General features: G+C 67.1%; 20 protein-coding genes. 5 read left to right on the top strand and 15 right to left on the bottom strand.

What is annotated here, in order from left to right:
- Window positions 1–214: 214 nt before the first annotated feature.
- The 6 genes from ppc to O5K31_RS08765 all read right to left on the bottom strand — a co-directional run bounded on the left by ppc (window position 215) and on the right by O5K31_RS08765 (window position 7,702).
- On the bottom strand, window positions 215–2,929 hold the full coding sequence (gene ppc / locus O5K31_RS08790) for a phosphoenolpyruvate carboxylase (protein WP_269716920.1): 2,715 nt from the start codon (window positions 2,927–2,929) through the stop codon (window positions 215–217).
- 125 nt (window positions 2,930–3,054) lie between these two features.
- Window positions 3,055–3,258, bottom strand: coding sequence for a DUF2188 domain-containing protein (locus O5K31_RS08785; RefSeq protein WP_269716919.1), 204 nt, complete (start codon window positions 3,256–3,258; stop codon window positions 3,055–3,057).
- A 62-nt stretch (window positions 3,259–3,320) separates the two neighbouring features.
- A complete protein-coding gene (locus O5K31_RS08780) occupies window positions 3,321–3,881 on the bottom strand; it encodes a sugar transferase (RefSeq protein WP_269716918.1) in 561 nt (186 codons plus the stop codon).
- 1 nt (window position 3,882) lies between these two features.
- Window positions 3,883–4,860, bottom strand: a complete 978-nt coding sequence (dgcA, locus tag O5K31_RS08775) for an N-acetyl-D-Glu racemase DgcA (RefSeq protein ID WP_269716917.1) — start codon at window positions 4,858–4,860, stop codon at window positions 3,883–3,885.
- Complete coding sequence (locus O5K31_RS08770; protein ID WP_269716916.1) at window positions 4,860–7,331, bottom strand: polar localization protein TipN; 2,472 nt, start codon at window positions 7,329–7,331, stop codon at window positions 4,860–4,862. Before O5K31_RS08770 ends, dgcA begins: the two co-directional genes overlap by 1 nt.
- A 158-nt stretch (window positions 7,332–7,489) precedes the next feature.
- Entirely contained in the window at window positions 7,490–7,702 is a 213-nt protein-coding gene (locus O5K31_RS08765) for a hypothetical protein (protein WP_269716915.1), read from the bottom strand.
- Between the two features lie 245 nt (window positions 7,703–7,947).
- On the opposite strand from O5K31_RS08765, the gene cysD reads away from it, so the two are divergent.
- Together cysD and cysN are read left to right on the top strand one after the other, a co-directional pair.
- Window positions 7,948–8,910 (top strand): sulfate adenylyltransferase subunit CysD, encoded by a 963-nt coding sequence (gene cysD / locus O5K31_RS08760; protein WP_269716914.1) that lies wholly within the window; start codon window positions 7,948–7,950, stop codon window positions 8,908–8,910.
- Entirely contained in the window at window positions 8,910–10,817 is a 1,908-nt protein-coding gene (cysN, locus tag O5K31_RS08755) for a sulfate adenylyltransferase subunit CysN (protein WP_269716913.1), read from the top strand. Before cysD ends, cysN begins: the two co-directional genes overlap by 1 nt.
- Here cysN and O5K31_RS08750 read toward each other — a convergent pair.
- Window positions 10,814–11,965: an MFS transporter gene (locus O5K31_RS08750; RefSeq protein WP_269716912.1), complete on the bottom strand. Its 1,152-nt coding sequence runs from the start codon at window positions 11,963–11,965 to the stop codon at window positions 10,814–10,816. The two genes, cysN and O5K31_RS08750, sit on opposite strands and share 4 nt — an antisense overlap.
- A 67-nt stretch (window positions 11,966–12,032) precedes the next feature.
- On the opposite strand from O5K31_RS08750, the gene O5K31_RS08745 reads away from it, so the two are divergent.
- Window positions 12,033–12,410, top strand: coding sequence for a DUF423 domain-containing protein (locus O5K31_RS08745; RefSeq protein ID WP_269716911.1), 378 nt, complete (start codon window positions 12,033–12,035; stop codon window positions 12,408–12,410).
- On the opposite strand, the gene O5K31_RS08740 is transcribed toward O5K31_RS08745, so the two are convergent.
- On the bottom strand, window positions 12,398–13,612 hold the full coding sequence (locus O5K31_RS08740; RefSeq protein WP_269716910.1) for a multidrug effflux MFS transporter: 1,215 nt from the start codon (window positions 13,610–13,612) through the stop codon (window positions 12,398–12,400). The two genes, O5K31_RS08745 and O5K31_RS08740, sit on opposite strands and share 13 nt — an antisense overlap.
- A gap of 107 nt (window positions 13,613–13,719) precedes the next feature.
- Here O5K31_RS08740 and O5K31_RS08735 point away from each other — a divergent pair, with 107 nt between their 5' ends.
- Together O5K31_RS08735 and pip are read left to right on the top strand one after the other, a co-directional pair.
- Window positions 13,720–14,718 carry an alpha/beta fold hydrolase gene (locus O5K31_RS08735; protein WP_269716909.1) on the top strand — a complete coding sequence of 333 codons (999 nt, stop codon included), beginning with the start codon at window positions 13,720–13,722 and terminating at the stop codon, window positions 14,716–14,718.
- Window positions 14,719–14,756: 38 nt separating this feature from the next.
- Window positions 14,757–15,743, top strand: coding sequence for a prolyl aminopeptidase (gene pip, locus O5K31_RS08730; protein WP_269716908.1), 987 nt, complete (start codon window positions 14,757–14,759; stop codon window positions 15,741–15,743).
- 34 nt (window positions 15,744–15,777) lie between these two features.
- Here pip and O5K31_RS08725 read toward each other — a convergent pair whose 3' ends face one another.
- The 7 genes from O5K31_RS08725 to mreC all read right to left on the bottom strand — a co-directional run bounded on the left by O5K31_RS08725 (window position 15,778) and on the right by mreC (window position 23,227).
- The gene (locus O5K31_RS08725) at window positions 15,778–16,104 is read right to left on the bottom strand and encodes a hypothetical protein (protein WP_269716907.1); all 327 of its coding nucleotides are present in this window, start codon (window positions 16,102–16,104) and stop codon (window positions 15,778–15,780) included.
- A gap of 95 nt (window positions 16,105–16,199) precedes the next feature.
- Window positions 16,200–17,267, bottom strand: a complete 1,068-nt coding sequence (gene rsgA / locus O5K31_RS08720; protein ID WP_269716906.1) for a ribosome small subunit-dependent GTPase A — start codon at window positions 17,265–17,267, stop codon at window positions 16,200–16,202.
- 110 nt (window positions 17,268–17,377) lie between these two features.
- Window positions 17,378–18,463 (bottom strand): serine hydrolase domain-containing protein, encoded by a 1,086-nt coding sequence (locus tag O5K31_RS08715; RefSeq protein WP_269716905.1) that lies wholly within the window; start codon window positions 18,461–18,463, stop codon window positions 17,378–17,380.
- Between the two features lie 33 nt (window positions 18,464–18,496).
- On the bottom strand, window positions 18,497–19,651 hold the full coding sequence (gene rodA, locus O5K31_RS08710) for a rod shape-determining protein RodA (protein ID WP_269716904.1): 1,155 nt from the start codon (window positions 19,649–19,651) through the stop codon (window positions 18,497–18,499).
- The gene (gene mrdA / locus O5K31_RS08705) at window positions 19,648–21,642 is read right to left on the bottom strand and encodes a penicillin-binding protein 2 (RefSeq protein ID WP_269716903.1); all 1,995 of its coding nucleotides are present in this window, start codon (window positions 21,640–21,642) and stop codon (window positions 19,648–19,650) included. Before mrdA ends, rodA begins: the two co-directional genes overlap by 4 nt.
- Window positions 21,642–22,154: a hypothetical protein gene (locus O5K31_RS08700; protein ID WP_332367278.1), complete on the bottom strand. Its 513-nt coding sequence runs from the start codon at window positions 22,152–22,154 to the stop codon at window positions 21,642–21,644. Before O5K31_RS08700 ends, mrdA begins: the two co-directional genes overlap by 1 nt.
- Window positions 22,151–23,227: a rod shape-determining protein MreC gene (gene mreC / locus O5K31_RS08695; protein WP_269716902.1), complete on the bottom strand. Its 1,077-nt coding sequence runs from the start codon at window positions 23,225–23,227 to the stop codon at window positions 22,151–22,153. The genes O5K31_RS08700 and mreC overlap by 4 nt, the downstream gene beginning before the upstream one ends.
- Window positions 23,228–23,276: the final 49 nt, after the last annotated feature.

Below are 23,276 nucleotides of genomic sequence, written 5' to 3'. Positions count from 1 at the left end.
TGTCACGCCCAGGCTCCAGTTTGAACCCGCTTGGCGATGAAAAAATGGGGCGCCGACAACGCGGCGCCCCAGTTTGCGCAGGAGCGAGCTCCCGAAAGAGCCGCTAAGTGACGTCGGCAGGCCGACGAAACTGGTGTGTCAGGATGGGAGTCGTGACACCGGTGTCAATAATGGCAGGATCACCTCGCAAGGCAAGCCCTTTCGTATACGAAGATCAGCCTGTGTTGCGCAGCCCGGCCGCGATCCCCGCCACCGTCGATTGGATCGCCAACTTGATCCGGGGGTCTTCATCCCCCGCACGCCGGCGACGCAGCAACTCCAGCTGCAGGTGGTTCAGCGGATCGACAGAATGGCTCGCCAGTTGCACCGACTCCGCCAGCTGAGGCTGGTTGTCGAGCAACGCCTCCCCGCCCCTGATCGCCAGGGCCAGTTTCACCGCCGCATCATGCTCGCGCTTGATGGCCGCGAAAATCCGCTCCGCCGCCACGCGGTCCGGCGAAAGCTCGGCATAGCGGGCGGCCATGGTCATGTCGCTCTGCGCCAGGGCCAGCTCCATGTTCGACAGCAGCGCCGAAAAGAAATCGTATTCCCCCACCAGTCCCTGAAGCTGCTCGACCGACAGGCCCGCCTTCTCGACACCCGAGGCGAAACCGTACCAGCCCGGCAGCATGAAGCGCGCCTGCGACCAGGAGAACACCCACGGGATGGCCCGCAGGTCTTCGATCTTGCGGCTGGCTGTCCGCGAGGACGGGCGACTCCCGATGTTCAGCTGCGCGATCTCGCCCACAGGCGTCGCCGACCAGAAGAAGTCCTCGAAACCGGCGTCATCATAAACCAGGGCGCGATAGGCCTCGAAAGACGACTGCGCCAGGGCGTTCATCGCCGTCTCAATGGCTTCCGGCGCGCGCTCGATCTTCTCATCGACGCTGGCCAGCAGCACGGCGGCGGTCATGCCGTCCAGGTTGCGCCGCGCCGTGGGCTGGTCGCCATAGCGGCGGGCGATCATCTCGCCCTGCTCGGTCATGCGCATGCGGCCCTGAACGGTGCCAGGGGGTTGCGCCAGCACGGCCTCGGCCGCGGGTCCGCCACCCCGCCCGACCGAACCGCCGCGACCGTGGAAGAAGCGCACGCCCGCGCCCTTGCTCTGCGCCGCCTCGGCCAGGGCCGACGCCGCCGCCGCGACACCTCGGCGGGAGGCGACATAGCCGCCGTCCTTGTTGCTGTCCGAATAGCCCAGCATGATCTCCTGCACCGGGCGGTCGCCCAGCAGAGCCTTGGCGATGGGCAGGTCCAGCCACGCGCGTATCACGTCCGGCCCGCGCTCCAGGTCGCCGATGGTCTCGAACAGCGGACTGACGAAGATGCTCGTTGAGGGCTCCGCCCCCCCGGTCACCACGCCGACCTGCTTGAGCAACACCAGAGGCTCCAGGATGTCGGAGACGGTCGCCGCCTTGGACACCACATAGGCGCCGATGGCCGCGGCCCCGAAATCGCGGATGGCCTCGGCCGCGCTCTCGATGGTCTTCAGCTCCTTTTCCGTCTCCTCCGAATAGGTGACGAAGGGCGAGCGCAGCGGCCGCTCATGGGCCAGTTCCGACAGCAGCAGCGGCACCCGGAACTTCTCGTCCAGGCCCAGATAGTTCGCCTCGGCGCCCGTGCGCGCGAACAGTTCATGCAGAACGCGTTCGTGAACGTCCGCGTTCTGGCGCAAATCGACGGCAAGCAGATGGAAACCGCAGGCACGCGCCACATCCAGCAGGGTCCGCAGGGTCGATCCCAGCAGCCGCGCGCCCTCGTGGTCGCTCAGGGAGTCCCGAACCGTCTCAAGATCGGCGATGAACGCCTCTGGGCCGGTATAGGGCTCGGCCTTGGACGGACCGAGGGCATAGGACACCGGCTGCCCCGCCAGCTTCTGGGCCGTCGCGGACAGGCGCTCGAAGATGTCCGAAAGCACCAGCCGATATGGCTCGTCCTTGCGATGCACGTCCGTGGCGGACTCGCTCAGATCGGCCATGGCCTGCAGGTCGGCCGACACCTCGGTGTACTCGGTCGAGATCGCCAGATCCGACCACAGCTTGCGCACCTGACCGGCGTAGAAATCCAGGATGATGCGAGCCTGCGACCGCAGGGCGACCTTCAAGGTCTCGCCATCCACGCCGGGGTGACCGTCGCGGTCGCCGCCCAGCCACGTGCCCAGTTTGAGCATCGGCGGCACGGCGGCGCCGTCCTCCACCGCCTGCGACCAGGCGCCGTAAAGGTCGACCATGGCCGGCAGGATCGAGGTGCGGACGATCGACAGGGCGTTGCGGATCTCGTCCCGAACCGTGATCCGCTCGGGCCGATGCTGGCGCGTACGCCACAGCAAGGCGATCTCACGGAACAGGTCGGCGCGAATCTGCGCCTCCAGGTCGGCCGGCAGATGGTGCCGGCGCAACGCCATCAGGCGGGAGATTTCGAACTCGCGATCCACGACCCCGCGACGGCGAACCTCCGTGGGGTGAGCGGTCAGGACCGGAACCACATTCAGCCCATTCAACAGGGCGTCCAGCCGCTCGGGGTTCTCCTTGCGCACCCGCGCCACGGCCGCGGCCAGGGTCAATGGCCGCTCGCTCCCCGGCATGACCTCCGCCTCGGCATGACGTCGGCGTCCAGCCACGTCCTCGCCGATATTGGCCAGCAGCGAGTGATAGGCGAAGGCGCGCGCCAGGAAGAGACCCTGATCTGCGGACAGCCCGGTGAACAGGCCGGCCAGTTCGCCGCCGCCCCCTTCCGCCGCCGCCTTGCGCGCCCGTTCCACCAACTCCGCCGCTTCGTCGCCATCCAGATAGCGGATCGCCTCGGCGAGCAGGCTGTCGAGGAACTCGGCGTTCTGCTTCACATGGCGGCCGGTCGGCGGCGCGCGACCAAGATCAAGGGCCGGATTGGACATGGCGGCTCCGTTCAGAGGCCTCGTTCAGGCCTGAGATGATAGGGGCCTGCCGCAGCGGCATGAACCCGTCGATGGCCGCTTAAACTGCTGCTCGCGAGGCGTCCACAGCAGAAGAACTGAGAGGGCTATCGATCCTCTTCAAGGTGAGCGTGGTTGTTCAAAACGCCTAGGAATTCCGCATCGCGCCCTTCCGACTGCGCCTCCTCAACCCGCTTCTCGGCGGCGTCACGCGCGGCCTCCTGACTGGGGTGAAGACTGACGATGTCGGCCCCGATATTGACGGTCCAGCCGTCACGGTACCGCAGCACCACATATCGCTCTTCGGTCATGGCAATCGCTCCGTTGAGCGAAAAACCACATGAGCCACAATCAGTTGCGGCCACGCTTTGAATTATCGTGAGAAATCGCGACCGCTGATCACCGGAGCGAAGGTGGCGATCAGGATCTTCAGGTCGAAAGCCAGCGACTGGCGATCCATATATTCGCGATCCAGATCGACCTTCTCCCTGATCGAGATTTCATCCCGGCCGTTGATCTGGGCCCATCCGGTCAGTCCGGGCCGAAGGTTGTGGACTCCCTGCTCAGTCCGCAGCGCCACCAGATCGTCCTGATTGAACAAGGCTGGTCGAGGCCCAACCAGGCTCATGTCGCCGATCAGCACGCTCCATAGCTGGGGCAACTCGTCGATACTGAACCGGCGCAGGGTCTTGCCGATGGGCGTCAGAAACGCATCAGCATCGCTGAATAGGTGCGTCGCGACCTGTGGCGCATCGATCCGCATGGTGCGGAACTTCGGCATGGCGAACAGGCGGTTGTCCCGCCCCACCCGCTTGGACCAGTGCAGACCCGGCCCTGGCGAATCCAGTTTCACGATGATCCAGACCACCAGCAACGCCGGCCACAGGAACCACAGACCAACACCCGCACCGGCGAGGTCAAACAGCCGCTTCATCTCACCCCCACAGCTCGGGGCGCGGCGGATGGATCACCGACCCCTCGAACCTCAGGCCAGGGTCACGGTCCCGCGCCAGCAACAGCGGACCGTCCAGGTCCACGACCGCCGCCCCTTGCGCGACAAGCATCGCCGGCGCCATGGCCAGCGAAGTGGCGACCATGCAGCCGGCCATTACCTGCAATCCCAGCGCCCGCGCATCATCGTCCAAGGCCAGGGCTTCAGTGAGCCCCCCGGTCTTGTCGAGCTTGATGTTCACCGCCCCATAGCGCCGCGCGCATGCCGCAAGCTCTTCACGCGTGTGCAGGCTCTCATCGGCGCAAAGCACCACGGGGCTGTCATAGCCCTCCAGGGCATCGTCCTCGCCGGCCTTCAACGGCTGCTCGATCATCCGCACGCCCAGCCGGGCGAAGTCGGGGGTCAGGCGGCGCAAGTCGTCGAATGACAGACCCTCGTTCGCATCGACCACCAGTTTCGAGGAAGGGGCGGCGCGACGCACCGCTTCGACCCTGGCCAGATCATCGGGCCCGCCGATCTTCAGCTTCAACCAGGGCCGATGCGACGCCGTGCGGGCGGCCTGCTCCATCACTTCGGGCGCGGCCAGGCTGAGCGTGTAGCAGGTCTCCACAGGCCCCGGCTCGCTACGCCCGGCAAGCCCCCAAACCGGACGCCCAACCTGCTTGGCCGCCAGGTCCCACAGGGCGCAGTCCACCGCGTTGCGCGCGGCGCCAGCGTGAATCAGCGGCTGCAGACCCGCGCGGTCAACACCCTGCTCCACCGACGTGCGCAGGCTTTCGATCTGCGCCAGCACGCCCTCGACAGTCTCGCCGTAACGGGAATAGGGCGTGGACTCCCCTCGCCCGATCACGCCGCCGTCTTCGATCTCGACGACCACCACATGGGCTTCGGTCTTGGAGCCGCGGGCGATGGTGAAGGCGCCGGCGATGGGCCAGCGCTCGTCACGGACGATCAGGCGCATCAGCCCAGGTCGCCGGCCGCCGCTTCCAGCAGCAGATAGGTGCGTCCCACGTCCGAGCTGACCAGGCTGGCGATCAGATGGCCGTCACGATCCTGCTCGGCCGCTTCATCGATCATAGCCGACTGACGCCGCAGGAATCGATCGACCTGGGTGCGCAAGGCGGTGTCGGAGAACAGGCGGCGCACAAGGCGACGCGTGGCCGCCGGGGCCAGCTTCTTGACCACCTCACGGGTCGCCGCCCGGTCGCCGGTCTTCAGCACCTGGGCGATATCGTCCAGGCGGGACTTGGGCAGTAGGGCCGCGGGATCGATGCCCATGCCGGCGATCTCGGCATGCAGCTTCTCGCCGAGTTTCTGGTCGTCGGCTGATCCATCGTCGATGGTGGACAGCAGATCCTTCCACGACCAGTCGCCACGGTCGGCTGGCGCTTCCGGCGCCGCCTCATCCGTGGGGCCGCCGGCGCCGCCGAATACCGAACGGAACTCCTCGTCGGTGGCGGTCGGGGTCAGACGCAGTCGCGGACGCAGGCCAGCCTCCGAAGACGCCGGGGCGTCGGGCGCAACGGTTGAAGCGCGCGTCCGGGGCGCGGGCGGAACCGCGAAAGCCGCGGGCGCGGGGCTGGCTTGGCGCGGCGGCGGTGCGGCGTTCATCTGGCTCGCCGCCTCGTTCAGCACGTCGTAGTTGCGGCGGACGCGGGCCTGGAAGGCGGCGTCGATCGCCTGGGTCTCCTCGGCGGCCTGACGCGCGGCGCTGAGCAGTTCGCCCACGCCCCGCTCGACCGCCTGTTTGACGGCTTCGGCCTGTTGCAAAGCGTCATCCGGCAGGCCGCGAACGCGATCAGCGACCTCGGCCATCAGGATTTCGAGCTCACCCAGCGTATGGCGAGCGCGACCGATGCCCTCCTCCAGCTTCTGGGCGGTGCGGGCGCCGGCCTGCTCGACCATCATGGCGGACTGTTCGATCAGTTCGCGGGCGTCGTTCAGGCGCGCCTCGAAGATAGCGTCGGCCTTCTGGCCGGCGGCGAAGGCGGCTTCGTTCAACTGGTCCACGCGAGCCATGGCCGCATCGGCGTGCTGGTCGGCCGCCTTGCGCGCCTGCTCGGCGGCTGCCGACAGCCCCTCGAAGGCGCCGGACAGTTGCTGCTCCAGGCGCGCGCGTTCGGCGGCGGCGGCCTCGGCCACGGCGCCCAGGGAACGGCCAGCCTCTATGCCCAGGGCCTCGCGCTCCTCCTTGGCCGACTCCGCGATCTGGCGGAACTGGTCGGTGGTCGAGGCGATCAGGCCCGTCAGGGTCTCGGCGGCGCGCGTCGAAACCTCATTGAGCTCGCCCGCGCTCTGGCGGGTATGGCCGACGAACTCCGAAAGCTGCGCGGTGCGCGTCTCGGTCTCGGCGGCGAAGTCTTCCTGATCGGCCCGCAGAGCCTGCGCCGCGTCCACCAGAGCCGTGCGCTGGTTGGTCAGGGCCAGCTCGACCGACCGCAGCTGTTCGCCAACACCGACGCCGGCGGTCTCTAGGCGGGCGATCTGACGCGACAGGTCGTCGGCGGTTGTCCGGGCGGCGGCGTTGGCCTCGCCCGCGGCGGCGGCCATGTCGGCGGCGCGGGCGGCGAGCGCGGCTTCCGCTTCGCGAAGTTGGGCTTCGGCCAGGTCCGAGGCTTCCGCCACCATGCGGGCCTGGCGGGCGATGGCGTCGGTTACCGATGACGCCTGACCGTCGAGCGTGGCCGACAGCACGGTCATGGACTCGCGCTCGCGGCCCAGGTTCTCGGCCAGGTGGTGGGCGGTGCGGGCGGAGGTCGAGGCGGCCTCGGCCAGACGCTCGGTCTCGACGGCCAGGGCCTCGCGCAGGGACAGCATCCGCTCCCGCGCCTCGGCGGCGGCGGCGTTGGCGTGTTCGATCTGAAGGCGGACGGCGGTGACCACGTCGCTGGCGCCGGCGGCGGCCAGGGCGGCGGGGGTCAGCATCTGGTCGGCCAGTTGGCGCGCGCGGCGCGCCTCGGCGGCCAGTCGCATCCCTTGCCGCAGCAGATAGGCGCCCAGCAGGACAAAAGCCGCCGAGCCAACGCCCAGCAGCAGCAACAGCCCCATGGTGAAGCCGTCGAACGCGAATGGGCCGGATGTCTGCCGCCAGCCAAGAGCAAAGGCGATCGGGGTGATGCTCCACAGCACAGCCACAGCCCAGGCCGCGAACCAGAACAGGCCGCCGCCTTTGGCGGGCTCGGCGCGAGCATCCAGGCGATAGGCGGTCGGCGCTTCGGCCGGCGGTGGGGGCGGCGTTGTGGCCGTAGGTTGAGTTTCGGCCATGGGCTGCACAACGGGCGTTTCGGCGCCCGGCGCTTCTACGATGGCCAGGTCCAGGTCAGGGTTCGCCTCGGGCGCGGGTTCAGGCGCGGCCTCCGCGGGCGTCTGCGCGGTCTGCGGCTCCACGGGAAGAACGGAGAAATCTAGCGGTTGGCGCTTACGAGCCTTCATGCGGCTGCCAGGATCCTGCGACGATGCGAACACGGGACCGCATACTCAAAACACGCGCGAGGGCCCCACTTCGCACGCGCATCGAGCCTACCGGCGAAAACCTCGCCAGCAAAGCCACTTCGCATGATCTGTGAAGGTTATCCCGCCTTGGAACGGGCTTAGACGGGGGTGCGGCGCGCCTTGACCGGCTCGGGCGTTTGGCCGGCTTCATTGGACACCGGTTGTGGGGTGCGAGCCACAGAGCGGGCCGCCTCACGCTTGGTCAGGTGAGTCTTGTCCGAATGGGTCTGCAGGTTCACGCCGAACGACGCGAAAGCGGCGCAGGCGGCGGACACCACCAAAGCTGCCAGAATTTCCACGATCGCGGTCAAGAGTCAGAATCCCCAGTTCGACAACCGGGGTTATCCTGCAAGCAGAGCCTTAAATCAATGTGACCAAACATGAACTTTCAGTCATGCGCGGCCGAGCGCCACCTGAAAGCGCCGATAGAAAACATGGCCGCCCCATCGCGCCGGTTCGCCTTGCCCCATGCGCCGCCGTTCTCTAGCTGAATGTCAGGGCCGAACCGCCGCCGCATTCGCGGCCGGCGGCCTGTTGTGCGTTGATGGAACCCGCCGTGGCCCTGTCCGATACCGAAACCGCGCCCGTCCGCTCGATCGCCCCCGCGGCGACCGATCCGGCGCGCCTGACCCACCTCCAGCGGCTGGAGGCCGAGAGCATCCACATCATGCGGGAGGTGGCGGCGGAGGCCGAACGTCCAGTGATGCTCTACTCGGTAGGCAAGGACAGCGCCGTGATGCTGCACCTGGCCATGAAAGCCTTCTACCCCTCGCGTCCGCCCTTCCCGCTCCTGCACGTGGATACCACCTGGAAGTTCGGGGAGATGATCGCCTTTCGCGACCGCATGGCCCGAGAGCTGGATCTGGAGCTGCTGGTCCACACCAACCCCGACGGTTTGGCGCAGGGCGTCGGCCCGTTCACCCACGGCTCGGCCGTCCACACCGACATCATGAAAACCGCCGCGCTCAAGCAGGCGCTGGATCTCTACGGCTTTGACGCGGCTTTCGGGGGCGCCCGCCGTGATGAGGAGAAGAGCCGCGCCAAGGAGCGGGTCTTCTCGTTCCGCTCCGCCGAGCATCGCTGGGACCCCAAGAGCCAGCGTCCGGAGCTTTGGAGCCTCTACAACGCCCGCAAGCACCGGGGCGAAAGCATCCGCGTCTTTCCGCTATCCAACTGGACCGAGCTGGACGTGTGGCAATACATCCACCTCGAGAACATCCCGATCCCCGACCTCTATTTCGCCGCCGAACGGCCGGTGGTTGAACGGGATGGGACGTTGATCATGGTCGATGACGACCGCATGCCCCTCAAGTCCGGCGAGACGCCCCAGATGCGCAGCGTCCGCTTCCGCACCCTGGGCTGCTATCCGCTGACCGGCGCGGTCGAAAGCACCGCCGCCACCCTGCCCGAGATCATCCAGGAGATGCTGCTCACCACCACCTCCGAGCGCCAGGGACGGGTCATTGACCACGATCAGTCCGCCTCCATGGAGAAGAAGAAGCAGGAGGGCTATTTCTGATGTCACACCAGAGCGCCCTCATCGCCGAGGACATCGAGGCCTATCTCACCGCGCACCAGCACAAGTCCCTGCTGCGCTTCATCACGTGCGGCAGCGTGGACGACGGCAAGTCGACCCTGATCGGCCGCCTGCTGTACGACAGCAAAATGATCTTCGAGGACCAGCTCTCGGCCCTCGAAAGCGACTCCAAGAAGATCGGAACCCAGGGCGGCGAGATTGACTTCGCCTTGCTGGTGGATGGGCTCGCCGCCGAGCGCGAGCAAGGCATCACCATCGACGTGGCCTATCGGTTTTTCTCGACCGAGACGCGCAAGTTCATCGTCGCCGACACCCCGGGGCACGAACAGTACACCCGCAACATGGTCACCGGTGCCTCCACCGCTGATGCGGCCGTGATCCTGATCGACGCCCGCAAGGGGGTCCTGACCCAAACCCGTCGCCATAGCTACCTGGTCAGCCTGCTGGGCATCCGCCACGTGGCCCTGGCGGTGAACAAAATGGATCTCGTCGGTTGGGACCAGGGCGTGTTCGACGCCATCGTCGCCGACTACACCGCCTTCGCGCAGAAGATCGGTCTGACCAGCTTCACGCCGATCCCGATTTCCGGCTTGAAGGGCGACAACATCGCCGCACAAGGCTCTGGTTCACCTTGGTATTCTGGCCCCACGCTGATGCAATGGCTGGAGGGGATCGAGGTCGAGGACGACCTGCGCAACCAGCCTTTCCGCATGCCGGTCCAGTGGGTGAACCGGCCCAATCTGGATTTCCGTGGGTTCGCCGGCCAGATCGCATCGGGCACGGTGAAGCCCGGTGACCGGGTGAAGGTGCTGCCTTCTGGTCGCGAAAGCACGGTGGCGCGGATCGTCACCCTGCCCGGCGATCTCGACGCCGCGGTCGCCGGACAATCGGTGACCCTGACCCTTGCGGACGAGATCGATGTCTCACGGGGCGACGTCGTCGCCGCGGCCGCCGATCCCCTGCCCGTCGCCAACCAGTTCGAGGCGACCGTCGTCTGGATGGACGACCACGCGCTGTCGCCGGGTCGCCCCTATCTGCTGAAGATCGGCGCGCGCACGGTCACCGCCAGCGTCACCGAGATCAAGCATCGGGTGAACGTGAATACACTTGAGGAAAATGCCGCCAAGCGGCTGGAATTGAACGAGATTGGCGTCTGCAATCTCAACCTGGACCAGCCCATTCCGTTCGAGCCCTATGGTGAAAGCCGTGATCTGGGCGGCTTCATTCTCATCGACCGGCTGTCCAACCGCACGGTCGGCGCCGGGCTGATCCGCTTCGCCCTGCGCCGCTCGGACAACATCCACTGGCAGCATACTGACGTGGACAAGGCCGCCCGCTCGGCGCTCAAGAGCCAGAAGGGCCGTGTGGTCTGGCTGACCGGCCTGTCCGGCGCCGGCAAGTCGACCATAGCCAACCTGGTCGAGAAGCGTCTGCACGTCCTGGGCCGCCACACCTACCTGCTGGACGGCGACAATGTCCGCCACGGCCTGAATAAGGACCTGGGCTTCACCGAGGAAGACCGCGTCGAGAACATCCGCCGAATCGCCGAGGTGGCCAAGCTGATGGTCGATGCCGGCCTGATTGTGGTCACCGCCTTCATCTCACCCTTCCGGGCCGAGCGTCAGTTGGCGCGCGAACTGCTGGCCGAGGACGAATTCGTCGAGGTGTTCGTCGATACGCCCCTGTCGGTTGCCGAGGAGCGCGACGTCAAAGGGCTCTACGCGAAGGCCCGGGCCGGCGCGCTCAAGAACTTCACCGGCGTCGACAGCCCCTATGAGAACCCCGACAAGCCGGAAATTCGCATCGACACCACCACGACCTCGCCGGTCGAGGCCGCCGAGCGCATCGTCGACTGGCTGGAAGGCCACGAGGCCGACTACACCATCTAGGCCCGAGACCGCCGCAGCAGAGCCATCCCCCCAGCCACGCCGATCACGGCCAGCAGCGCCATGGCCAGATAGCCGTGTCCGCCGAAGCGGTCGAAGATCGGGCCCGAGGCGATGGTCGCCAGACCGATCATCAAGCCAGACGACAGCGCCGAATTCAGCGTCTGGGCGGCCGAGGCGCTCTGCGGCGGCGACAGCCGCTCCACTAGGCTGAGCGACGCCATGAAGGTCGCCGCGAACGTCATGGCGTGCAGCGCCTGCAGGGCGAACAGCACACCGACCGGCGGCGCGAACGCAAAGGCTGTCCAGCGGACGACCGCCGCCAGTCCGCCGATGATCAGCAGCCGCTCCGGTCCCGCGCTGCGCCGCCAGCGTTCGCCGAACCACATGAAGCCGACCTCCACCGCCACGCCAGTACCCCACAACAGGCCGATGACGGCTTCGGATATCCCCTGCTCGCGCCACAGCAGCACCGAAAACCCGTAGTAGAAGGCGTGTGCGGCTTGGATGAACCCGACCGACAGCGCCATCAGCATGAAGGTCCGGTCGCGCAACAGCCCGCCGATCCCGCGCCAGCGGTCCCGTCGCGCCGGCCGCTCGCCACCCTCATGGACCGGGTCGCGCGGCAGGAGCATGGCCGCCCCCGCCGTGACGATCGCCGCCACCGCCGTCCAGATCACGATCACATTGGGATTCAGCCGGGTCAGCAGCGCGCCCATGCTCACATTGGCGACGATATAGGCCACCGAGCCGATGCCTCTGGGCCAACCGTAGTTGAACCCGTCGCTGCGGGCGCGGCGCATGGTCATCACGTCGGTAAGGGGCGTGATCATCGGCAGCAGCGTCGCGGCCACGAACCAGCACAGCATCCACGCGCCCAAGCCCTGCACCGCCAGCAGCGCGCCATAAGCGACGGCCGCTCCACCGGCCAGCAAGGCGATCGGCGTGCGTCGCAGGGAAAAGCCATCGGCCCAGACCGCCAGCACCGGCGCGGTCAGGACCCGTCCCAGCATCGGCGCCGACAGGATCAGCCCGATCTGCGCACCGCTCAGGCCCTTGCCGCCCAGCCACACCCCGATGAACGGCAGACTTACGCCCGTACCCAGAAACAGGGCCGAATAGACCAGCGCGAGACGTAGGGGGATCGACATAGCCCGGCCTTTAGCAGAGTCCCGCGAACTGGTTTAGACACCGACCGAACAAACGGAGCCGCGGCCGATGATCTTCTGGAACCGACGTGTCTGGCTATGCCTCGCCGCCCTCAACGGACTTCTGGCGGTCGGCTTCGGCGCCTTTGCCGCCCATGGAATCGACGACCCCAAGGCGGCCGAGTGGCTGCGCACAGGTTCGACCTACGCCTTCATCCACAGCTTCGCCATCTTCGCCGCCGCCCTGGTCGCCAGCCTCGGCGCCCATCGCGCGCGTTGGGCGCCCGGCTTCTTCCTGGCCGGCGCCCTGCTGTTCTCGGGATCGCTCTACGCCATGGCCTTTGGCGCGCCCCGCTGGCTGGGCATGATCACCCCGCTGGGCGGCCTGTCCTTCATGATCGGCTGGGCGGTCCTGGCCTGGGCCAGCCTGTCGCTTCAGGCCGACTGAGGCTTGCGCAGGGCGAGCAGGTACAGCGCCGCCATCGAACCGGCCAGGCACAGCAGCATCACCCCGGCCATTGGCCGGGCCGTGCCGTCATGCAGCGCTCCGCCGGCCCAGGCCGCCAAGGCGCCCGCGCCGAATGACGCTCCACCCATCAGGGCTGAAACGGAACCCGCCCGCCGGGGATCGACGCTCAACGCCCCCGCCATGGTGTTGCCCGCCATCAGCCCATAGGACGCCAGAGCCGCGAACAGCAGAAGCAGCACGCTCCACATCCCGCCAATTCCCGTCACCGCCGCGATCATCAACACAACAGCGAAGATCACGGCCGCGATCGAGGCCCGCGCCAGCACGGCGTCCGGCGTCATGCGACGAAGCAGCAACCGGTTCACCTGGCTGGCCCCGATCACTCCAAAGGCGTTGAGGCCGAACACCCAACCGAAGGCCTGGGGCGAGAAACCGTATGTGCCGATCAACAGCTCCGGCGACGAGGATATGTAGGTGAACAACACCGCCCCGTTCAAAGCGCCGGCCGCGGCGTAGCCCAGCAGCCGCCGATTGCTCAGCAGCACTCGGAACGCCCGGATGGGGTTCTCGGAGCGCGCCTGCGCGGCCGTCTCTTCCGACCGCGACTCCTTCAGCGTCAGGATCACGCCAAGGCCGCACAGCACGCCAAAACCGGCCAGCACCCAGAAGATCGCGCGCCAGCTAGCGACCGTCAGCACCCACCCGCCCAGCAGGGGCGCCAGAATCGGCGCCAGCCCCATGATCAGGGTCAAAAGCGACAGGATGCGCGCGGTGTCCACATGGTTGAACTGGTCCCGCACCACGGCGCGGGCGACAACCGCTCCGGCGCAGCCGCCCAGCGCCTGCACCAACCGCGCGATGATGAGCTGGTCCATGCTTGCCGCGAGCGCGCACCCGATCGACGCAGCGATATAGACGCCGATGCCGAACAGGATCGGGATGCGCCGCCCGAACCGGTCAGACGCGGGCCCATAGAAGAATTGCCCGATCGCCATGCCCGCGAAGAAGGTCGCCAGGGTCAGTTGCGCCTGTTCCGGCGGCGCGTGCAGGTCGCGCGCCAGCTGCGGCAGGGCCGGCAGGTACATGTCGATCGACATGGGCGCGAACGCGGTCAGGGCGCCGAGCAGGACGACGAGTCGCCACGGCGTAGGGGCGGGCTGTATTGCGGGGGAGGATGTCACACCCCGTCCATACGCCCCCGCCCCCTCCGAGAAAAGTGTCCAAGCTTGCGGAATGGCGGCGAAGAGGTCACCGTCGGGGGAACCACGAACAAACGTTTGGAAACGCCATGTCAGCCCTCATCGATATGATGCCGCCGGTTCAATACGCCGACGTCAACGGCGTCCGCCTCGCCTATTACGAAGCCGGCCCGCGCCAGGGCGTGCCGATCATCCTAAGCCACGGCTTTCCCGAACTGGCCTTTTCCTGGCGCCATCAGATCAAGGCCTTGGCCGACGCCGGCCGTTGGGTGATCGCGCCGGACCAGCGCGGCTACGGCCTCACCGGCGGGCCGGACGCGGTGTCCGACTACGACATGGCCCATCTGACAGGCGACCTTGTGGGCCTTATGGATCACCTGGGCGTGGAGAAGGCCGTGGTCTGCGGCCACGACTGGGGCGGCATCGTCGTATGGCAGATGCCGCTGATGCATCCCGACCGGGTCGCCGGCGTCATCAGCCTCAATACGCCCTTCTATCCCCGCCCGCCTGTCGACCCGATCATGGTCATGCGCGCCCGCCTGGGCGAGGACATGTACATCGTCCACTTCCAGAAGCCGGGAGAGGCCGACGCCATCCTGGGCCGCGACGTGGCCAAGACCATGGGCTTCATGCTGCGACGCCCACCGACCAACCAGGGCCCCTCCGCCGGCTTCGCCACCGAACGCAAGGAAGGCGATGGCTCGGCCTTCCCGCTGGTGAAGATGGTCGAGGCCTACGACCCCGCTCACGACACCCGCGAGACCTTCCTCACCCCCGCCGAGTTCGACGTCTTCGTCGAAAGCTTCCAGCGAACCGGCTTCACCGGCGGCATCAACTGGTACCGGAACTTCACCCGCAACTGGGAAGCCTCGGCCGACCTGCCCACCACCATCGACAAGCCCAGCCTGATGGTCATGGCCGAACTCGACGCCGTGCTGCCGCCCTCCTCCGCCGACCGCATGGACGAGTTCATTCCGGGCCTGGAAAAGGCGCTCATCAAGGGATCCGGCCATTGGACGCAGCAGGAGCAGCCCAAGGCGGTCAACGAAGTGCTCATCGACTGGCTCGACCGCCGTTTTCCGCTGTAGCGCTGGCGAGGGTCGATCCGGCGCCGTAGGTTGACGGCATGGATCAAAACGCCGCTTCCCCCGTCATGTCCCAGGCCGGCCGCCGCGGGCTCTATCCCGAGATCGACGCCAACGCCTTCGGCTGGATGCGGACCGACGGCCCGCACGAAATCTATTACGAGGAATGCGGCAACCCCAACGGCAAGGCGGCCATCGTCCTGCACGGGGGGCCCGGCGGCGCGATCAACCCGACCATGCGGCGGTTTTTTGATCCGTCGAAGTGGCGCGTCGCCCTGTTCGATCAGCGCGGCTGCGGGCGCTCTCGCCCCAACGCCAGCCTGGACGACAACACCACCTGGTCGCTGATCGCCGACATCGAACGCCTGCGCGAGAAGCTAGGCGTCGAGAAGTGGACCGTGTTCGGCGGCTCCTGGGGCTCCACCCTGGCCCTGGCCTACGCCATCACCCATCCCGACCGGGTCGAGGGCCTGGTCCTGCGCGGCATCTTCCTGCTGACGGAGCGCGAGCTGCGCTGGTTCTACCAGGACGGCGCCTCCATGCTGTTCCCCGATGCCTGGGAGCGGTTCGTCAAACCCATTCCGGAAGCCGAGCGCGGCGACCTCATGGCCGCCTATCACAAGCGCCTCACCCACCCCGACCGCACCATCCAGGCCGAGGCCGCCGCCGCGTGGAGCCAGTGGGAGGGCGACACCATCTCGATCCGTGGCCCCGAAGCCCGGCCGCCCAAGTTCAACGAGGTCGATTTCGCCATCGCCTTCGCGCGGATCGAATGCCACTTCTTCACCAACCGGGGCTTCTTCGAGCATGACGGCTGGCTGCTGAAAAACGTCGACAAGATCGCCCACATCCCGGGCTGGATCGTCCAGGGTCGCTTCGACGTGGTCACCCCGCTGGAGAGCGCCTACGCCCTCCATAAGGCCTGGCCCAAGTCGAGCTTCAACATCATCTGGGACGCCGGCCACGCCTCGACCGAGCCCGGCGTCATCGACGCCCTGATCCGCGCCACCGACGCCGCCGCCCGCTGAGCTAGTTGGGCGGCGGACGAAGCGATACTGGCCCCTAGGAGGGGTTGGCCTCGGCCGCGCCTTCGCGGAACTCGGCGGCGGGGACGAACGCGACGCTCTCGTCGTCCAGCACCCATCCGCCAATGAACGAGGCGTGATCCGGATCGAGGTCCTCATCGAGGAAGTCGCCCTCATAGACGCCCACATTGCTGTAGTCGAAGTCCAGCGACAGCTGGCCGGCCATGTCGAGCATCTCGTCAGCCATCCGGCGCGAATAGCCCAGGACCTCGCTCTCGTTGGCGAAATCGTCGGTGAGCGTGTTGACCTCGGCCGTATCGCTGCCTTGGACCACACTGGTGGTGACGATGGTGTAAGCGGGCATTTTTTGAACTCTCGTGGTGTGTGGTTTCCATCACCTAACCCGTTCGACGAGCAAAGCGCGCCACATTCTGAAAAATCTTGCATCCGCGCCGGCGATCAGTCGCCGCCGCCGCCGCGGTCATTGCGCTTGGTGGCGCGGTATTTCTTCTGAAGGGCGGCAAGGCGACTGCGCTCGGCTTCATGCGCCGCCCGGTCGGCCTTCTCCTCCACCGCCGCTAGTTCCAGCCCAAGTTTCTGGAAGTGGGCCCAGCGCGCGGGATCGAGAGCGCCGCTCTCCAGCGCCGCACGCACCGCGCAGCCCGGTTCGCTGACGTGGCCGCAGTCGTTGAACCGGCAGTTCTGCGTCAGCAACTCGATGTCATCGAAGACGACGCTGACCCCCTCCTCCGCATCGATCAGCCCTACTTCGCGGATGCCGGGCGTATCCAGGATCAGCCGCCCGTCGGGCAGCAGGACAAGTTCGCGGTGGCTGGTGGTGTGGCGTCCATGATCGTCGGCCTCACGGATGGCGTTGGTCGCCATCTTGTCTTCGCCCAGCAGCGCATTCACCAGGGTGGACTTGCCCACCCCTGACGAGCCGATCAGCACGCAGGTCTCGCCCGGGGCGACATGGGCCCGCAGGGCCTCCAGCCCCAAGCCCTGCCGCGCCGAAATCACGATCACCGGACAACCCGCCGCCAGGGCCGCGATCTCCGCGGCCTGCCCGTCCGGATCGTCACATAGGTCGGCCTTGGTCAGCACCACCACGGGCCGCGCACCGCTTTGCCACGCGGCGGCCAGGTAGCGCTCGATCCGGCGCGCATTCAGCTCGGCGTTCAGCGACGTGACCACGAACGCCACGTCGATATTGGCCGCGATGACCTGCATCCCCTGCGCGCTGCCCGCCGCCCTGCGAACGAAAGACGTGCGGCGCGGCAGGATGGCGTGAAGGGTGGCGGTTCGCTCCGACGGGTTCATCGACAGCGCCACCCAGTCGCCGACGGCCGGCGGTCCGACCTCTTCCAGCAGTCTGCCAGAGGCCTTGGCCCGCAGTTCCCCCTCGTCGGTGGCGACCAGATAGCCGTCGCGATGCTGGACGACGATCCGCCCCGGCGCATGGCCCGCCCGCGCCTGCTGCTCGAACACGCCCGCCAGCGCCTCTGACCATCCGTACTGCTTGATCAAGTCACGTCTTCCAGCTCACTGCAGCCATCGTCGCACCCTTATGAACCCACCGGGCGCGGCAGTCAGCGAGGATGTGATCATCCTACGGCCGTTCCACGCCAGGACGCCTATTAACGTTCCGCCACCGCCGCCCAAAGCGGCCAGAAGACGCCTTCAGCTTGACGGTCATGATTGCTGAGCGCGACAACCACAGCGCCCGTCTTCGGCGACGCCAACATGATGCCGTACATGCCAGGCCGCACCCCGTTGTGGCCCAATCCGCCATCGGGCATCACCATGCAGCCAAGCCCTCGGATCATCGTCTTCTCGGACACCTGCGGGCACAGCTTGGCAAGACCCGAAGCGGATATCAGCCGATTGCCGAGCAGAGCCCGGCCGAATGACGCCAGCTCCGGCGCGGTTACGTAGAGACCGCCCGCCGCACTTGTCACCCAACCGGTCAGCGCCGTGGTTTCCTGAGTGAATTCGCTCTGAGCCTTCGGGGGAGGAGCACCGTTGGCTTCTGGTCGCATCAGACCGATCGCAACTTCGGGGGCCGCGATCCGGTCGGACCTGCCGAACAAGGCGGCTCGCACGCCAGCGGGAACGAGCACCCTGGTTCGCAGATACGCCTCATAGGGCGATCCGCCGACCCGCTCGACGAGTTCACCCAACACGACAAACCCAGTGTTGGAGTAGGAGAACGCGCCAGCCGATCCCACAGGGTGCTTCAGGGCAAGATTGTAGAAGTCGTGGTTGTTGCGCGCTTGCAGGAGTTGGTCGCGCGTCGCCGCCTCAAGGAAATCGCCAAAGCCGGCCTCGTGACGCAAAATCTCTGTGACAGTCCTGGTGCGCGCTTCCTTCGGGAGATCGGCCAAGTATGTGCCGACCGGAGCCTCAAGGTTAACCAAGCCAGCTTCGCTCAGCTGCATGACCGCTACAGCGGTCATAAGCTTGGTGATGGAGCCGATGTCGAAACGAGTGGAAGGCGTCATGGGCTGACCGCGACCTGCACCGCCGGCCACATAGACAAATGGCGCGCCGTCACCGGTATCGACTATGGCGACGCCCGAAAACCCCGCCTTCTCTTTAATCGCCGCCACGACAGCTTGAGGAGGTTCATAAGCCGTCGCCGCTGATGCGAGTAGGGAAGCAGCCATCACACCTGCAAGAAAGTAGATGGCCAATATTGGGCGTCTCATGTCCGGAAAGTTCATCAAAAGATCCTTTCGGTCACTGACAAACGCCCCCTACAGCAGCGTGCCCTTGCCCGAAGAGACTTCCGAGTAGCGGTGGACTCTCGCCGCCAGCACCAGGCCGAAGCCGATCATCATGGTCAGCATCACGGTGCCGCCATAGGACAGCATCGCCATGGGCACGCCCACCACGGGCGCCATGCCCATCACCATGGCGCCATTGATCAGGACATAGAGCGCGAAGGTCGCCGTCACCCCGGCCGCGCCCAATCGCGCGAAATGGCTGTGGGTGATCGAGGCCATGCGCAGGGCCATGAAGATCACCGCGCCAAACAGGAACAACACCGAGGCGCAGCCCACGAAACCGAACTCCTCGGCCAGGGTCGCGAAGATGAAGTCGGTATGCTTTTCCGGCAGGAAGTTCAGCTGGCTCTGCGAGCCCAGGCCAAAGCCCTTGCCCAGCAGGCCGCCCGAACCGAGCGCGATCTTGGACTGCAGGATGTGATAGCCCGATCCCGACGGATCGCTCTCGGGATCAAGGAAGGTCAGCACTCGCTTGCGCTGATAGTCGTGCAGCACGAACATCACGAACGGCGGGATCGCCGCGGCGACGCCGAGGATCAGGCCCCCGATGATCTTCCACGACAGGCCGGCCAGCACCATGATCGCCCCGCCCGTGGCGGCGATCAGCACCGCGGTGCCAAGGTCGGGCTGGTGCGCCACCAGCAATACCGGCACGCCCACCATCGCCGCCGGGATCAGCAGCCACCACGACAGCCGCGCGCTCTCGCCCGACATGCCGTGATAAAAGCGCGCCAGACCCAGCACGACCCCGATCTTCATGATCTCAGACGGCTGTAGGCGCACCGGCCCAAGCTGCAACCAGCGCTGCGCCCCCAGCGAGATGTCGCCCACCACCTCCACCGCCACCAGCAGGATCAGTCCCAGCCCATAGATCGGATAGGACAGCGCGAACCAGACCCGCAGGTCGATCATCGCCAGACAGATCATCAGCACGAAGCAGAAGGCGAAGCGCCCCGCCGTCGACAGCGCCCACGGCGTCCACGAGCCGCCGGCGATGGAGAACTGCATCAGGATGCCGGCCCCGGCGATCAGGCACAGGGCCAGGCAGAAGACCCAGTCGATCTCCTTGAACTTGACGATCAGCCGGTCGCGTTCGCCGGGCCGTGTCAGGGCGCTCATGGTCATTGCGGCGTCTCCGGCGTGGGAGTCGGCGTTGGTGGCGCGGGCGTCTCGATCGGCGCGTCGGGCGCTACGCCCTCGACGATCGCCTCGGGCGCCAGTTCCGGCAGCGGCAGCGGGCGCTCGATCCGGGCCCGGATTTCGGGGTCCTTCAACAGGGCCACGCGCATCACCTCGCGCGCGCGGGGGGCCCCGGCGGTGGCGCCGCCCAAGCCGCCATGCTGGATGATGACCGACAGGGCGTAGCGCGGATCGTCATAGGGCGCGAAGGCGATATAGAGGTTGTGATCCTTGAACCGCCACGGCACGCCCGTCATCTTGCGCGAGCCCGAGCCATAGGACCGCACCTGCGCCGTGCCCGTCTTGCCCGCCATCTTCACGTCGCCCAGACCAAGCTGGCTCTGACGATAGGCCGTGCCCCCCTGGTCATTGGCCACGGACGCCATGCCGCCGCGCACGATGTTCAGGAAATCCTGGCTGAACGGCAGGTCCGGAACCTCGTCGCCGTGCGGACGCTCCACCCCGCCGACCGACTTGATCAGGCGCGGGTTCAGCGCCTTCTTCCCGTTGGCCAGCCGCGCGGTCATCACGCACAGCTGCAAGGCGTTGACCGCCAAAGCCCCCTGCCCGATCGCATAGCTGGGCGTCTCGCCGGGGTACCAGACCTGGTTGGCCGGGTTCTTCTTGAAGGCGCGCTTCTTCCATTCCCGGTCGGGAACCGTGCCCGCCTTCTGGCCGGGGATGCCGATGTCGAAGATCTGGCCAAAGCCGAAGGCCCGCGCCACCTCGGCGATCTTGTCCGGCCCGACCCGCAGCGACATCTGGTAGAAATAGGTGTCGCAGGAGTTCTTGATCGCGTCGTGCAGGTTCTGCGAGCCATGGCGGCTCCAGCAGTGGAAAGTCCGCCCGCCGAAGAACCAGCCCCCTGAACAGTGGACCCGTTCCTCCGGATCGATCCCCGCCGCCAGGCAGGCCAGGCCCGTCATCGGCTTGAAGGTCGAGCCCGGCGGGTAGGTGCCGCTCAACGCCTTGTCCAGCAGGGGACGGCGCTCATACTCGGCCAGCGCCCGGTATTCCGGCCCCGAAAGTCCGCGCACGAAACGGTTGGCGTCGAAGCTTGGCGCCGAGACCATGCACAGGACGTCGCCGCTGCGGCAGTCCATCAGCACGATGGCCCCGCTCTCGTTGCCCATCACCTCCAGCGCGCGGTTCTGGATATCGGCGTCGAGGGTGAGGCGAACTTCCTTGCCGGGGACCGACGGGATGTCGCCTTCGGGGTCGGCGCGAACCACGCGGCCCCGAGCGTCCACCTCGACCTTGTTCGCGCCGGGCTTGCCCCGCAGCTCGATGTCGAGGGCCTTCTCCACCCCCTGCTTGCCGATGCGGAAGCCAGGATGCAGCAGCAGCGGATCGGGATTGGGGCCAGCCGCTTTCAGGTCGCGGTCGGAAATCTTGGCCACATAGCCGATCACGTGCGCGAAGGCGCCGCCGAACGGATAGACCCGCACCTCGCCCATGTCGGCCGTCACGCCGAGCAGCTCAGGCGCGCGCACATTGATGCGGCTGAACTCTTCCCAGCTCATGTCCTCCATGACCGCGACCGGCGCGTTCTTGGGACTGGCCTTGATGTCGCGGATCAGCCGCTTTTTGCGCGCGGGATCGATGGGGACCAGAAGCGATAGCTCCTCCATGGTCTTGTCCACGTCCATCTCGGTGCTGCGTGACACCAGCAGGCGGAAGTTGGGGCGGTTTGACGCCAGGGACACGCCGTTGCGGTCCAGCACCAGTCCGCGCGGCGGCGGCGCCAGGCGGAAGTTGAACTGGTTGCCGGCCGAAAGCTTCTGATAACGCCCCGCCTCGACCAGTTGCAGCTGCGCCAGCCGCCCGCCCAGGGCCAGCAGGCCGACGCCCGTCAGCCCGCCCATCAGGAACGCGCGGCGGTGGAACGCGCCTTGCCGCTCGTTCACCTCGGAGAAGAAGATTGAAGGCTCGCCCATCAGCGGAAACGCACGTCCGAGTCTTCGAACCGCTCGATCAGCCAGTCCGCGGCCGGAAACAGCGCGACGGTGATCAGAAACTGCCAGAACATGGCCAACGGGCTGGGCCGGCCCAGCTCGCTGATGATCATGAAGGCGTAGCCGACCCCCATGGCCAAGGCCGTGCAGCCAGCGTACCAGGCCAGCATCATCGCCCGGCTCTGGCCGCTCAGGATGTTCCGCAACGCGATCACCACGGCGTACACCACCAGCAGCGCCAGCGCCCAAAGGCCGATCGGGCCGCCCCAGAAACCGTCGAAGAAAAGCCCCAGGATCAAGAGCCCGAACGGCGCCAGCACCGACGGCCGAATGACACCCCAGGCGAACGCCGGAACCATGGCCCACATCGGTTCGGGCGCCTGAAAGCCGAACACCCGCAAGGGCGCCGCCAGCAGGATCGCGGCGACGATGCACATCAGCATCGGCACGGCCAGCCACTGGACAGGATTAAGCCCGGCGGCCCCGCGCCTCACTGGGGCGTCCCCGGGGTCGTCGCGGGCGGCGTCGGCTGCGGCGGGGTCGCGGCAGGAGGCTGTACGCGCGGCGCTGCCGGCGCCGGGGTTGTCGGCGCGCCCGCGGCTGGAGCAGGCGCCGGCGTGGGCGCGACCGCATTGCCGATGATCGACTGCGGCTTGCGAGCCTGCGGGTCCTCGGTGTCGATGCTCGGCAGCTGGGTCGTCGACAGGCCCTTCTGGTCGGCCAGTTGGGCGAAGTCCTTGAACAGAAGGATGCGCACGTAGTCGATCGGCGTGGAGTCGGCGAACAGCGCCACCCGCCAGCTGCCGTCCAGCGCCTTGACCGCCACGCCGACCGGCAGACCGCGCGGCAGCACGCCGCCGTCGCCCGAGGTGACGATCCGGTCGCCCTCCTTCACCGGATCACGTCCGCGCAGATATTCCAGGCGTGGGTTGGGCCCGCCGTCGCCCGTCAGGATCGAGCGGGCGTTGGTGCGGTCGATCATCACCGGCGTGCGCGAGGTCACGTCCGTGAGCAGCAGCACCCGGCTGACGTCGCTGGAGACCCCCACGACACGGCCGATCAGGCCATGCTCGCTCATCACCGGATTGCCGGTGACCACGCCCTTGTCCTTGCCGGCGTCGGCCAGGCGGGTGTTGGCGAACGGACCGCGGGAGTCGCTGATGACCCGCGCCGCCACCATCGGGATCGGCGGATCGGTGCGCAGGCCCATCAGGGTGCGGTAGCGCTCGTTGATATCGCGCTGCGCCAGGGCCACGTCTCGCCACTGGCGCATCTCGACCAGTTCGGCCTTCAGCTTGCGGTTCTCGGACACGGCGAAGAAGTAGTCGCCGATCCAGTCGCTGGCCGACCGCGTCCAGCGTCCCGGCGCGGACACGGCGCCGCTGACGGGAGCCGCGACGGTGTCCACCGCCTGGCGCGTGACGCCATAGGCCTGGTTCTGCAGGGTCTCGCGGCGATCATTCACCAGCAAGGCGACGGCGACTATGCCGGCCACGATCAAGGCCACCGCCGCCGTCCAGGTCAGCGGGACCTTCAACTCGCCAAACTGACCTTCTTTCAAGGCCACTTTATGGGGTCTCCCGGCGCCCCGCGCCCGACTCAGGTGGTGCTGTCAG

Source organism: Caulobacter sp. NIBR2454 (genome assembly GCF_027474405.1).
Taxonomy (GTDB): domain Bacteria; phylum Pseudomonadota; class Alphaproteobacteria; order Caulobacterales; family Caulobacteraceae; genus Caulobacter.
Note: the sequence above shows the minus strand (reverse complement) of the source record. Positions and strands in the feature narration are given on the sequence as shown.